Source organism: Chania multitudinisentens RB-25, assembly GCF_000520015.2.
GTDB classification, from domain to species: domain Bacteria; phylum Pseudomonadota; class Gammaproteobacteria; order Enterobacterales; family Enterobacteriaceae; genus Chania; species Chania multitudinisentens.
On the sequence record NZ_CP007044.2, the window covers coordinates 840,004 to 853,911 of the forward strand.

General features: G+C 40.2%; 9 protein-coding genes and 1 tRNA gene. 3 read left to right on the forward strand and 7 right to left on the reverse strand.

Features of this window, described 5'->3' with window-relative positions:
* Window positions 1–30: 30 nt before the first annotated feature.
* Window positions 31–930, forward strand: a complete 900-nt coding sequence (locus Z042_RS03645; RefSeq protein WP_024912839.1) for a HamA C-terminal domain-containing protein — start codon at window positions 31–33, stop codon at window positions 928–930.
* On the forward strand, window positions 927–3,434 hold the full coding sequence (locus Z042_RS03650; RefSeq protein ID WP_024912840.1) for a DEAD/DEAH box helicase: 2,508 nt from the start codon (window positions 927–929) through the stop codon (window positions 3,432–3,434). The genes Z042_RS03645 and Z042_RS03650 overlap by 4 nt, the downstream gene beginning before the upstream one ends.
* On the opposite strand, the gene Z042_RS03655 is transcribed toward Z042_RS03650, so the two are convergent.
* The 4 genes from Z042_RS03655 to Z042_RS25850 form a co-directional block, all read right to left on the reverse strand.
* Window positions 3,427–4,299 (reverse strand): DUF6731 family protein, encoded by an 873-nt coding sequence (locus Z042_RS03655; RefSeq protein WP_024912841.1) that lies wholly within the window; start codon window positions 4,297–4,299, stop codon window positions 3,427–3,429. The two genes, Z042_RS03650 and Z042_RS03655, sit on opposite strands and share 8 nt — an antisense overlap.
* Before the next feature lie 241 nt (window positions 4,300–4,540).
* Complete coding sequence (locus Z042_RS03660; RefSeq protein WP_024912842.1) at window positions 4,541–6,109, reverse strand: competence protein CoiA family protein; 1,569 nt, start codon at window positions 6,107–6,109, stop codon at window positions 4,541–4,543.
* A gap of 306 nt (window positions 6,110–6,415) precedes the next feature.
* Window positions 6,416–7,606 (reverse strand): tyrosine-type recombinase/integrase, encoded by a 1,191-nt coding sequence (locus tag Z042_RS03665; RefSeq protein ID WP_024912843.1) that lies wholly within the window; start codon window positions 7,604–7,606, stop codon window positions 6,416–6,418.
* Window positions 7,607–7,848: 242 nt separating this feature from the next.
* Window positions 7,849–7,943 (reverse strand) — tRNA-Sec (locus Z042_RS25850).
* A gap of 175 nt (window positions 7,944–8,118) precedes the next feature.
* Between Z042_RS25850 and Z042_RS03670 the strand changes: the two genes are divergently transcribed.
* Window positions 8,119–8,706, forward strand: coding sequence for a DJ-1/PfpI family protein (locus Z042_RS03670; RefSeq protein WP_024912844.1), 588 nt, complete (start codon window positions 8,119–8,121; stop codon window positions 8,704–8,706).
* Window positions 8,707–8,908: 202 nt separating this feature from the next.
* On the opposite strand, the gene Z042_RS03675 is transcribed toward Z042_RS03670, so the two are convergent.
* The 3 genes from Z042_RS03675 to Z042_RS03685 form a co-directional block, all read right to left on the reverse strand.
* A complete protein-coding gene (locus Z042_RS03675) occupies window positions 8,909–10,441 on the reverse strand; it encodes an alkaline phosphatase (RefSeq protein ID WP_024912845.1) in 1,533 nt (510 codons plus the stop codon).
* 491 nt (window positions 10,442–10,932) lie between these two features.
* Window positions 10,933–12,342 carry a Na+/H+ antiporter NhaC family protein gene (locus Z042_RS03680; RefSeq protein WP_024912846.1) on the reverse strand — a complete coding sequence of 470 codons (1,410 nt, stop codon included), beginning with the start codon at window positions 12,340–12,342 and terminating at the stop codon, window positions 10,933–10,935.
* Window positions 12,343–12,358: 16 nt separating this feature from the next.
* The gene (locus Z042_RS03685) at window positions 12,359–13,549 is read right to left on the reverse strand and encodes a trans-sulfuration enzyme family protein (protein ID WP_024912847.1); all 1,191 of its coding nucleotides are present in this window, start codon (window positions 13,547–13,549) and stop codon (window positions 12,359–12,361) included.
* Between the last annotated feature and the right edge of the window lie 359 nt (window positions 13,550–13,908).

The window sequence follows — 13,908 nt, forward strand, 5'->3', positions numbered from 1 at the left end:
TACAAAAAATAATGGATTATGGATGTCATCATGGATAACCATCTTCAGCCACAGCTAAAAAATCCTCACGAACTTAAAAATGTGCTGAGAGAGGTTCCTGTTTCTTATGAATTATCAGACGGTAGAGTGATAAAAACTTTATTAGTGTATTTGCCTACTAAGGATGGGGTAAGCTATCACTCAACATTATTTGAAAAAATCAGAGAAGGTATTTTATACAACTTCGTTTTTTCATGTACTGAAATACAGAAAAAACTTGGAGTTGATGATAATAAATCTGCTGAGAAACTATTTGAGAAAGCCATCCGGAAAATAAGTCAACATACAGCTAAAGGTGAGTTGGGCGAATTATTATTGTTCACACTTCTAGATGTTTATTTTAAGGCCCCCAAAATACTTAGCAAAATCTCATTAAAAACAAGTCGAAGAATGCCAGTATTTGGTGCAGACGCAGTTCATGCTCAATTTCATGATGGAAAATTAATGTTGTATTTAGGAGAATCAAAGCTTCATGCGGATTTTAAGTCTGCGGCAACAAAAGCCACCAACTCAATAAAGAGTGCAAAAGAAAAATATGTAGATGAGTTTGATTTATTAGACAGTTATATTGACTTCCCTAATATTAACCCTAAACTAGAAGCAGAGCTATTGGACTTACTTGATCCATTCTCTAGCAATGACATAGCAAGCATAATACACTCACCATGCTTTATTGGATTTACTGAGCCAGGAATTATATCTGGTGCAGAATCAGAAGATGAGTTTCTCAAAAAATACACAGACTTAGCATGTGATTATATTTCCGACTTTTTCGGAAAAGCCGAAAAACAAGGGGTGGATATTAATGAAACAACATTGCTAATGCTTCCATTTTCTTGTGTGGACGTTTTAGTATCTGAATTTATAGCTTATATTGGAATAGAGAAATGAGTAATTTCATTAACAAACTAGCCATGAGAGTAATTAAAAGTGAAGGATATAAAGAGGCAAGTAAATCTCTATTCAGTTCATATGTATTAAATTTTACCGGTCAAGAAAGTAAATTTGATAGAAAAGAAATTAGTAAATTGATATCATCTGCTCAAATATTCTACAAGTCTGAATTAGAAGAAATAAAAAAAGAAGGGGCAATCATATTATCAATGCTTTTAGATATCTGTGCTGCCGATAACCAAGACTTAATACCCATTGCAAATAGTATATTTTCAAACTCAGGTGATTTCCCCAATATTCAATTACTTACTGAAAAACACCCGCAATTAAACTTCAAGTATAATTTTTACACTGAAGCACAAATGGAATTCAGGCAAAGTTTAAATACAATTGAAGAACTTGATTTTCCTTTAACTGACTATCAACGCTCATTGTGGCATGATCTCTCTTCCGATAAAGATGTTATTACAGCCGCTCCAACCTCCGCAGGTAAAACGCATATTATATTAAGTTATTTAATGAAAAAAATAACTGATAGCGATGGTGCTTTTGCGGCTATAATTGTACCTACTAGAGCATTGATCTCTGAAGTTGCTGGTAAAATTTATCAACTCGCCCAAGAAAGCAATAATGAGAATGAAATTGAAATATGCACGGTTCCTAAAGAGGGATATTTTGGAGAAAAAACTTTCTTTGTTATGACGCAGGAAAGATTGCATGAAGTGTTACAACGCGGTGACGTCTATTTTGATTACCTTTTTATTGATGAAGCACATAATATCACGGATAAAAATAGGGGAGTATTACTGCATCTCACTATCGAAAAGATGCTTGAAGATAGTTTCCCTCAAGTCATTGTAAGTATGCCTTCACCAAGTTATCAAGATTCGTTTACTTCGATATTTAAAGATATTGAGTTTAAGAAAAAATTAACACAACACTCACCTGTGGCAAAAATAGTAATGTCAGTTGTTCCAAAAGGTCAAGAGTTAATAATATCTAGACACAATTCGTCTAATGTTAAGCATATTAAAAAAGGATTTACTGCTACACATCTAGCAGACATAGTTTATAAATTAGGAAAGGGTCAAAGCAATATTATTTATAGAAATAAAACTAACTATTGTGAAGATCTTGCTAATGAAATATCAAAGCGAATAGTGGAAATAACAAGAGACCCTCTTTTAGAGGAGGCTGCTGATTATGTTGAGAAATTTGTTCACAATGAATTCTCATTAGCAGATAACTTGAGGAAGGGTGTCGCATTCCACTACGGCCCCTTGCCTAGCTCCATACGTATAATGGTAGAAAACTTAGCAAAAAGCGATAATATTAAATTTATTGCATGCACTAGCACCTTAGCTGAGGGCGTAAACTTACCTGCGAAAAATCTTTTTTTGAAAAACCCTCTTCAACCAATTATGAACAAACCATCTGAACGAATAGAAAATGTAAAAATTAATAACATTACAGGAAGAGCGGGAAGGATGCTGCAGCACTTTTCCGGGAATATTTTTTTAATTGAACCAGATAGCTGGACATATAAGGATTATTTTAATGATGTTCAAGAAGAAGAGGAAAAGATTCCAACTTATTTCAAATCATTAAACGAAGAGTTAGATAGTGTGCTCTTGGCCCTCAAAGGCTCATATGCACATAATGAAAAAGATCAATATAGATTTTACACTATCGCAAACAAGCTAATCAAAGAGTACTCAAGTCATAGCTTAAACAATACATTAAGTGCAAAAGAACTAACTCTCAATGAAAAAGAGCGTGACAGTTTAGTCAAATATGTTAAATCTGCCTATGATGACCTTACAGTAGCATCATTTACTTTAGAAGCAAACCCGACTATAGGCTACATTCAACAAAACAAATTATTCAACTTTCTTAGCGAGCAAACACATTTTGATGAATGGATATTACCTCATCCTAGATCAGTTAATCTTTATGATGTTCTTTTAAAAGTAGGTAATAAACTAAAAGAATTTGGCGTATATACACCTAACGAAGGCTATTCTTTAGACTATATATGTGTTATCACGAAAAAATGGATTCAGGGTAATAGCTTGAAAGAAATAATATCTGAACAAATTGATTGGGATAAAAAAATGGCTTATGATAATAATAAAAGTGCTCCTAGCATTAATACCTCTGTAAGAAACGTCATCACAGTAATTAATAACGATGTTCGTTTCCGCTTGTCTAATGCTCTTCGCTGCTATCAGGTCTTACTCACTAACATTTTACTTAGTAGAAAAGTAGATTTATCGAGTGTTAAACTCCACTATTTCATTGAGATTGGTGCTTGTGATGAGAGGATGATCAACCTTATAAATATGGGATTGTCGCGAGAAGCTGCGAAAGAGATTGACAGTAAATTACATGCTAGTGTGCAAATTACCTCAACAAAAGATCTATTAGAATTGAATCTATCTGGAAAACTCGAGAGTATTCATACGATTACTAAGAAAGAACTGCTTGGGTTGCTTACTTAGCAACAATTTTTAGGTACTCTGATAGTGCTGCGTTCAATACTTGCATTGATGAGTCTTCGTCAATAAATTTATTACGAGTAGTAATCTCTGTTTTATAATTAAAGAACGCATTTCCAAAGTCGAGATTAACTAGTGTGCCTTCGTCATTAAAACCCTTAACTTTTAAAACTGTACAGCCATCATGATCCGATAAATAATTGACAATTTCTAGTACATTGTCTTTTGATAAAAATTTATTAGTTACCTCGTTGAATTCCAAGTCAAGAACCAACTGCATATCACTTTCGATATAAGGTGCAGAACTTAAATTTTTAATCAATTGTGGTGCATCTTCTGAAATATCAGAAAGAGAAGATGAGTTAATTTTAAAATGTAAACTGCTAAACTCAGGTAATTCTTTAAGAGTTAGAAATTCCTTTTCCTTGGGTATTAAGTTTATTTTAATATATTCTAATCGATCATTCCTGAATTGTTCTAGCATTGTTTTACCTACGCTCTTCAGACTATCACTAGGACCTGATGTAAAACCAAGTAAAATCTTGTTATTAGGTACGACAAAGAAAAAATATGGGTCCCCAATAATCCCTTGATTTAACGAAATCCCTGTAATCTTGCCATCGCTTGTAGCTTTAGCTTGCCAAGTATTTCTTTCCCTAACAACAGTGACAGCATATGCATCTGCCGTTATTTTTTCAGAAATACTAGATGTTTTAATAAGATACTTTTTCGATCTTAGATTAAAAACCCTAGTACCGATAGTGTTTTCTGTATTAGCGACAAAATTAGATATAAAATCATCGAAGAAAGAGTCTTTAGCTTCAATTGAAAAAAATCGAACAGTGATATTTTTCTTCATTCGGTTCATATTTTTTCACCTCAAAACAATAAAAAAACCACGTATTCTCATCAATACATTTACATTCAATCAATCACTAAGTACTGAATTTATTGCTGTATAAAAAAACAGTATTATAGCATAAATATAATTACATGTAAAAGACATATTTATTTAAATTAACTAATATGTCCATATCTATCTTGAATAATTACTGTTACAAACTTCACTGTAACACATTGGAAAAACGTATTATTGCTTGATATAAACACTAACTTCTCAAGGTATTCTTCAATGAAGCTAATCTAGTAACACCATAATCATCTATTTTGATAGTGCCGAGAAAGCAGAATGGCTCCAAAGACTCTAGTATAATTAGATTTTTGTAAATGAGGTTTCTTTCATATACTTGTACAGTTCTAAATTCGGCAATATTTTCTAGTTCAAAAAAAACTTGATGGAGAGGAAACTTTCTAGCTAACTCTTCGAATAAATTTTGAGCGCTGATACGACTTCCGATAGAAATATTATCAATAATATCAATCAATTCACTTATAACGAGTACATGCCATCTCTGAAACATCCATAAAAAAGGATAGTCCCTTCTCGATTTCAGTGGCACTGGTATTTTTGGGTTTTTAAGCCCCTCACGGGGAGTGAAAAGATTATTCTTCGTTAACCATTTTCTCCAAACTCCATAATCCTTTTGGAATAAAATATCTTTTTTATTTAAATATTCTTCCGATAAGTTTTTAAGGAGATTAGATATATAAATCCTTCTAGATCTAAGTTCTATTTTCTTTTGGCAAACGTTTATGAAGCTTGATAATAAATTGGCTTTCTTTCTCTCAAGTGAAGGATGCCTTAACCATTCCCATTCTGGAGTATCTTGTTGCTTAGGATATCTACGAATTATTACACTATCATTAGCGCTCTTTAATATATCTGGTTTTTTATCAGAAATAGAGTATATTATCCATATTACATACTCTACTTCACCATTAATAATAGAACCTTTTAATATAATGAAGTCTTGCTCCTTTTTGATAATGCTAATTTTATCCAGAACTTTAGTTTTCTTAGTGTATACTAGTACCGTCTCAGTGAACTTCTCGTTGCCATGACTATAAACTAGCTCATGAGTAATACTAGGTAAAAACACTTTCTTTGATGTTATCAATTTATGAATCGAAGCTTCAACTTTCTTTACTCTTTTTTTCTTTAGTTCGTTTTCTTCACGTGCGAGATTCTTTTCATAATTAAATATTTCGTTCTCTTTTTCTTGATAAAAAAACCACTCCAATGGTATTTCGTTAGATTTTAGGCGATCTATCCACTCATTCAACTCACGATTCTCCGATTGATTAAATGTTAATTCAACAGAGTTGATCTTATTTTCTTTATAAAAATCTATTTTTCCTAACTCACACTTGTGAGTTACACATATCTCAATGAAATATTGTTCAGCATCTGTGTTAACGATAATGTCAGCTATGTATTTCCCAACACTTTTTTCTATTTGTGAAGATTTTATGAATACTTTTTTGTTTTTTGTTCTTAACATCTTTCCTTTATATTCAAAATACACAGATGGGATTGTTATTTCTTTTAAACTAAGAAAATAGTATTGCACAGCCAAATGAAGTTGTGTCATTAAACAAGAACGACTTTCTTCAATATTTGCATGTGCGAAGTGATGTTTTTTTTGTTTACCACCATTTTTAGCTATCAATTCGTCGTTACAAGCTTTACAGATACAATTACATTTTATTCCATTAGGAACCTCGTCAATATGTACAATTTTTGTTGAGTCTTTATCAATAGCGTATTCTAAAAGCAAAATATAGCTCCTAATTTCCTTCGCCAATGGTGAACATAATAAATCCAAGGTAGATAGATTGCAATTGAACACAAAGAATCAATATGTCTACAGCCGATGAATAACCGAGGTACTTTTTGGTCGGGAACGAACGAGCCGGCAAGCATATTCTCAGCCATACCTCCCCTGACCTTAGTGGAAATACAAACCATAATAGTAAACATTTCTGTTTTACCCGATTGTAATTAAGTAACTTTCACCCAAAATAAAGCCATCTAGATCTCTTGATGGCCATGATGTTATTTAAGCCCCACACCCAAACTCCCCTTACACCACACTTCCGCCCTGCTCCAAGCTCTTCATGTAATCCGCATACCACTGCATCATCTCCCGCCTGCCGTCCAGATACTGCGCATGGTTGTAGGCTCCACGAATCGCGTTCTTATCCACATGGGCAAGCTGCGTCTCAATCCAAGCCGAGTTATAGCCCTGCTCATGCAAGATCGTACTCATCGTGTGGCGGAAACCGTGGCCAGTCAGCCTTCCCTTGTAGCCGAGCAGCTCAATCACCTGGTTAACACTTTCCTTTGAAATCGGCTTCGTTCGGTCATTTCTTCCAATGAACACCAATGGATACGCACCTGTAATAGGCTTCAGTGACAAGAACAAATTCATTACCTGCTCAGACAACGGAACGATGTGAGGTCGCTTCATCTTCATCACTTCAGGGGGTATCTCCCAAAGCCGTTTCTCGAAGTCGATATCCTGCCAACGAGCAAAACGAAGCTCCTGGGTACGAACCGCTGTCAGCATGATGATTTGCGTTGCGGTTTTGGTGATGATGCTGCCGGTATAGCCTGCAAGATCTCGCAAGAAGTAAGGCAGCTCTTCAACGCTAAGAAAAGGGAAATGTGTCTTTGTCGGCGTAGCCAAAGCTGTTGCCAAGTCAGCGGCTGGATTATATTCCGCACGCCCGGTAACAATGGCATAGCGGAAAACCTCCACGCAGCGCTGCCGCACCTTGCGCATTTTCTCTAACGCCTTACGCTTCTCCATCAACTGTAACGCTTGCAACACCTCCATCGGCTTGATTTCGGCAATAGCGCGTTTGCCAATATATGGGAAAACATCCTTCTCGAAGGTATCGATGATTTCCTCGCGGTAGCGTAACGACCAACGGTCGGCCCTATTCTGATGCCACTCACGTGCGATAGCTTCGAAGGTGTTTTCGATAGAAAGCTTTTGCGACAGCTTTTCGGCCTTCTTCACTTCCCCAGGGTCGCCACCAGAGGCTAACGTTTTACGAGCCTCATCTCTTCTCTTACGCGCATCGGCCAGTGAGGTATCGGGATACACCCCGATAGAAAGCAGCTTTTCTTTTCCAGCAATGCGGTACTTCAAGCGCCAGTATTTTGAGCCATTGGGTTTGACCAGCAGGAACATGCCACCACCGTCAGTCAACTTGTAGGCTTTTTCCATCGGCTTGGCTGTTTTCACTTTTATGTCCGTTAGTGGCATAGCATCTCCATTGATAAATATGGGCAGTGGCCTCAGCACGGCACTGCCAAACCAGATAGAAAGGGGTACAGCATGGCTGTGGGGGTACCAAAAAATAGCATACATTTTTTAACCCCCATAAGTACCCCCACATATCACTTGATGTGGGTTGAACCCGGTTGAACTGTACAGACAGAATTGTGGCTTAAAGCCAGTATACACGGGGTGTTAGTTGAATTCAGGAGAGTTCAGAATACATCGAATGGCGGAAGATCACAGGAGTCGAACCTGCCCAGGACCGCTGGCGGCCCCAACTGGATTTGAAGTCCAGCCGCCCCACCGGGGACGAGGATCTTCCTCTGGGAATCGGAAGCAAGTGGCAGATTATAGCGCGAATCCTCCCCGGCGCTAAGGGGGAAAACATGTTTCCGCGATCCTCTTCTTACACTTTATCTCCCGGCCAAAATTTCCCCTTTTTCTCTGCTATCCTAATCCTGCCCGGGTTCATTAACCCGTACATTGCTGGAGATGCTATGACCAAGAAAGTTGCCGTCCTGTTGACCGAAGGATTTGAAGAAGCTGAGGCGGTTATCGTGATCGACGTGTTGCGTCGTCTGAGAATTGATGTGGAACTGCTGTCCTGCCAGGATCGGCTGGAACTCCGCAGCTACAATAAGATGCGTATGTTCGCCGATGCTCTGCTAGAACGCCGTATGGATGTCCTGTATGACGCCGTGGTGATCCCCGGTGGGCCGCAGGCGACTGCCAACATGGCGGATAATTCGATGGCCGTGGAGTTTATCCGCCGTCACGATCAGGCTACCAAGCTGATTTGCCCACTGTGCTCCGCTGCCGCTCGCGTGCTCGCCGTCAACCGGTTGCTGCAAGGCCGCCGTTATGTTTGTTCCGGTGAACTACATCGCGGTGTGGTAGATGGTACTTATGTGGCTGAAAAAGTGGTTGAAGACGGTAATCTGATCAGTGGCAAAGGGCCAGGGGCTGCGTTTGATTTTGCCTTCACCGTTGCCTATCGACTCACTGGTGACTATGCTGCCACGCAAGAACAGGCAGAACATATCTATCACGAAAACTGGCAAGTGCCACAAGCAGTACCTGCATAAACATTGCTGCTAACTAGGCGCGGCGCAGCTAGCGCTTTCTGGCCTGACGCCGGAAACGAAGACTGATACCGCGCTTTCTGTTTTATCGGTTTATCCCCCCCTCTCCGTTAAATACCTACGCACAAAGCACAGTCCTGTAAGAAAAAATAAAGCACCGACAATGCGATGCTTTATATCTCACCACCTGCACTAATGCGGCGTTTTACCGGGTTGACAGGCGTTCACCGATGCGGCTGGCGTAGTTCATCACATGGAAGGTGTAATTCTCTTCAACCGTGCCCTGGAACAGATGCGCCCAAGGACCAATCGCGTAGATGCCCAAATCCTCACCGCCATGGGTTTCACTCTTCAGCGGCACCAGCGCGGGTTGGATAAAGTCAGGCGCTTTGGCCTGATCCATAGTGAGAGCGGGGCGTTCCAGCAAGGGGATCGTGCCACCAGGGCCATTAGCAAAACCGATGGTGGTATAGGGTTTACCGTCGCTGCCTAACTGAGTTTTACCCTCAACGTTAACGGAAATACCAAGGATTGGATTACCCCGTTTGGCATAACCGGAAATAGTGAGCGTATGACTGTGGTCACCAGTGACCACCACCAGCGTTTCGTCAAGATTGACCTTATTAAGGATAGTTTTCACCGCGTCATTAAGGGCCACGGCATCCGTCAGGGTACGATAGGCATTACCATCATGGCTACCATGATCAATGCGCCCGCCTTCCACCAGCAACAGGTAACCTTCGGGGTTTTTAGCCAGAATATCAATGGCTTTCCCTGTCATTTCCGCCAACGAGGGTTCACCTGCCGCATCCCTCGGCCGATCATGTTCGAACTGCATATGTGAAGGTTCAAACAAGGCCAGTAAATGATCAACCTTGGCAGGATCAAGCTTATCAAACTGTGCCTGATTCCAGATGTAGCTGCCACGCTCACCATAACGTTTAAGCCAGGCTGCCGTCAGATCGCGGCCATCCTGCCTTTTACCTTTTTTATCGGGATATTCTGGATCAATGACGCTGTCGGGTAAAAAGTTGGCGCGGCCGCCACCCATAGCAACGTTAAGGCCATTGCCGTACTTCATCTCTACCAGTTGGCGAGCAATATCATGGCAGCCTGCCGACAACGCTTCAGCAGGCATTTTGGCATCAGATTCCCAATCACGGTTGGCAATATGGGCGTAAGTTGCGCCCGGTGTCGCATGGGTAACCGTGGCGGTGGTAACAGCACCGGTCGCCATGCCAACGGACGCGGCCATTTCCCATAAGGTGGTGACAGCCTTGGTTTTCTGATCCTCACAATTGTTGAGCCGTGCCGTATGATCCAGCCCCATCAGATCGTTGATGGTTTTGACGCCGGTAGTCATGGCAACGGCACTGGGGGCGGAATCGGTAATCTGGGCGTTGTCAGAGTAGGTTTTGGCGGCAGCCAGATAGGGAAATGCCTCCCACGCCAGCACGTTGGATTCACCGTCAACACCGCGCTGTTGTCCTTCAAAAATACGCGCCGCGGTAACGGTAGAAAAACCCATGCCATCCCCCACCACCAGGATGACGTTTTTGGCCTGGTTGGTATTGCGTGGTTGAGCCAATATTTGCCGCAATTGTCCCTGTGCCTGTTTAAAATAAGGATTATCCTGTTGCACCAGTTGCACTTTTTCCTCTGCACTGGCGGTGGTTCCCAAGCCTGTTAATAATGTGGCCGACAAAACAAAGCGAGTGACCATTGTAGGTTTGAACATAGAAACCTCCTTGATAGCGTTTATTTTCCCAAACTACCGGGCGTGCCCCAATGGCAAGCACCGTTGTGACGCAAGGAATTCCGACCGAGACTGGAAGGAAACAGCATTGTATGTTTTATGTTTTTTAAATGTAGTTAAATTGTTAACAAATGAGGTATATGTATCAGTTTTACGTTTGCCTCTCACTCTCAAGAGCTTACACAAATCGTTGGGCAGTATTCGAGAAAAACTGACACCAAGAGATAACCGACTGGAATATAAAGTGTTAAAGGCTGCATTGGGCGGAAAAAAACGGGGGGAATTTCGTTTTCAGGTATTTTGATATCCGCTGGTATCAATTGCTGCTTTTGATACCGTTTATCGTGATTGTTTACACCGTAAAACCTCTAAAGCAATCTGAAAATAATGCCATTATAAACCTTTATAATGGCATTATTGGCAGTGACATACGTAGGCGTTCTTATTTGGTAGAGAGGCAAAATGCCAGCGCGTTATACCGTAAAACCAAGATAGAGATAGATCGCCAGAACAATACCCGCCGTTGCAATCGCGTAGGGCATTTGTGTTCGAATATGCTCAATATGGTCACAGTCTGTTGCCATAGATGCCACGATAGCATCCCCCGAGATAGGTGATGTCATGTCACCAAAAATAGAGCCCGTGATAGCTGCACCGATCATATATTCCACTGGCATGCCGACAGAAACACCCAACTGAACGCCGATGGGAATCATAATAGCAAACGTTCCCCATGAGGTTCCCGTCGCTAACGACATAATGGCACTGATAATAAAAATAAAGCCAATGGAGAACCCAGGAGGGATCACACCGGAGGTGATCGTAGCGATATATTGCCCGGTGTTAAGGTCAGCAGAGACGTTCCCCATCAAGAATGCCAACACCATAATTGAGCTGATCTTCACCATGCTGGCGTAACCGATATACAACTCTTTAAAGAAGGATTCTATATTCAGGATGCCTCGGGCGCAGAACCAAATAAAAGAGACGGCGGTGCCAAACATAACGGCGCTATAAACCGACATTGAGCCACTACCTTTCGTAAAATCACCATCTCCTGTGACATAAAGCGCTACCGGTACAGTAATGACGGTCGATAGGATAGGAATCAAGAAATTCAATAATGAATTACATGCCGGATGATCAATAACCTCATCTTTTTCTTTCTCAACATGCTGGTCCTGCTTGCTGACAAAATTCACTTCAGCTTTCTTCATTGGCCCCCAGGATGCACCAGAGAAAATATAGAACAGCACTGATGCCAGCGAGAACCATGCCATAAGATTCCACACCATTGATCTGGCTAGAATTTCAAATGGCTGGCCATCAATGTATCCTTTCGCTATCTGAACACCGATCACCCCCATCATGGCCGCTCCCCAACCATTAATCATTGCTGAAGAGCAGACCGATACACATGAAGTTTGAATAATGTAAGACATTTTTTCCGGTGACAGACCGTATCTTTTGGCCAGATCTTTGGTCGATGCACCGGCAATAAGCTGGTTGATTGAACTTTCAATGAATATAATTGAAGTAATCACCATCGCCAGCAGCTGTACCGCTTTTTTATTGGTAACAAACTGGGTCTTTTCTGTTAAGGCCCGAACTAAACTTCTTACCCCCCCGGTAACAACAATCAAGCGCATGATCCCGCCGATCATCACCATAAAAATAACGGTGCGTGTATTACCAGGAGAAGAAAACGTATCGATAATTCCATTTAAAGTACCACTGATCCCCTGAATGATATTGTGATCGTTAATAACCGTAAATCCAACGACTATTCCCATTAATAATGACAATATTACCTGCCGAGTAAAAATTGCTAAGCAAATAGTTACTAGCGGAGTTATAATTGTCCACACGCCATAATCATGCATATGTCCACCCTATTAATCATTGTATAAAGGAAAGGGCTTGTTCTACATCTGATATTAAATCATTAATATCCTCGATGCCTATTGAAAGGCGTAGTGTTGTATCGTATATGCCTATATTTTCCTTCTCTTCCTTGGACATTGAACCATGAGACATTGATGCAGAATGGTTAATCATACTTTCAACGCCCCCTAGTGATTCGGCTAAAACAAAATAATTTAACTTAGCAATAAAGGTTTTAACTTCCGTTATCTCACCTTTCAACCGGATACTGACTACCGCACCACCAGAACGCATTTGTTTTTTACACAACTGATATTGAGGATGAGATTCCAGCCCTGGGTAATAAACATCAAGTACCTTAGGATGCTGCTCTAAAAATCGCGCAATTTTTAAAGCGTTACTGCATTGGCGCTCCATACGGACATCCAGTGTTTTCATACCACGTAATGCCAAATAAGCGTCAAACGGAGACGCTATAGCCCCCACCGTGGTTTTACAGAAATCCAGTTGCTTTGCAATATCCTGCACATTGGTAATCACTGCACCACCAATCAGATCAGAATGCCCACCAATATATTTACTGGTAGATAACATAACGATATCAGCACCTAAGGTGAGAGGCCGTTGGTTCCAGGCGCTGGCAAAGGTGTTATCTACGCAGCTGATAATGCCCTTGTCTTTCGCAATCTGGCACACCGCCTTAATATCAACCAATTCCAAAAGTGGGTTAGTGGGCGTTTCAATCCAGATTAAACGCGTATTCTCCTGAATATGGCTTTCTACTGCTGCAAGATCGTTCAGATCGACATAGCTGAATGTGGTACCCGATGTTTGTTTACGCAGCCGTTCAAACAAGCGATAAGTCCCGCCATAAACCCCTTTCATCACTAATACATGGGCGTCTTTCGGCAGCAATTCCAATATGAGTGCCGTGGCTGCCATACCAGAAGCCGTTGCCGTAGCATAGACCCCACCTTCTAGCTCAGCCAACGCCGTTTCATAGGCATATCTTGTCGGGTTGCTACAGCGGGAATAACAAAACTCCCCTTCTTCACCTAAATTCGGCTGAATGAAGGAACTGGCAGTGGTAATAGGCGGAAAAATAGCATTATTACCACGATCAACCTGATCCCCGGCATGGATCACCAGCGTCGCAATTGCTTTTGTTTTTGTTTTTGTTTTTGTTTTTGTTTTTGTTTTTTTCATTATGTATCCCTTTGAGTTTTAATAATAGTTTACCACTTATCATAAAAAATGATATTAGGCTTCACTGTCAAACAGTAATATTTATTTATCTGTCATTATACTAATAATGTCTTTATTTGTTTGCCTCATGGGTGATAGCACCAATTACATAAATTAATAAGTCATTTTTTCATTTTAAAAAATTAATCAGTGACTTTATTTATCTTTATCTTATAGTTTTGCGCAGAGAAATACTTTTTATATTTTTCATTTATTTTTAATGTCAAGAGAATATTATTCTCTTATCGAAAAAATAAAAATATAGATCAAAACAAATAAAAAACATTAAATACAACAGGTTAAATAATTTAAACCCTCTC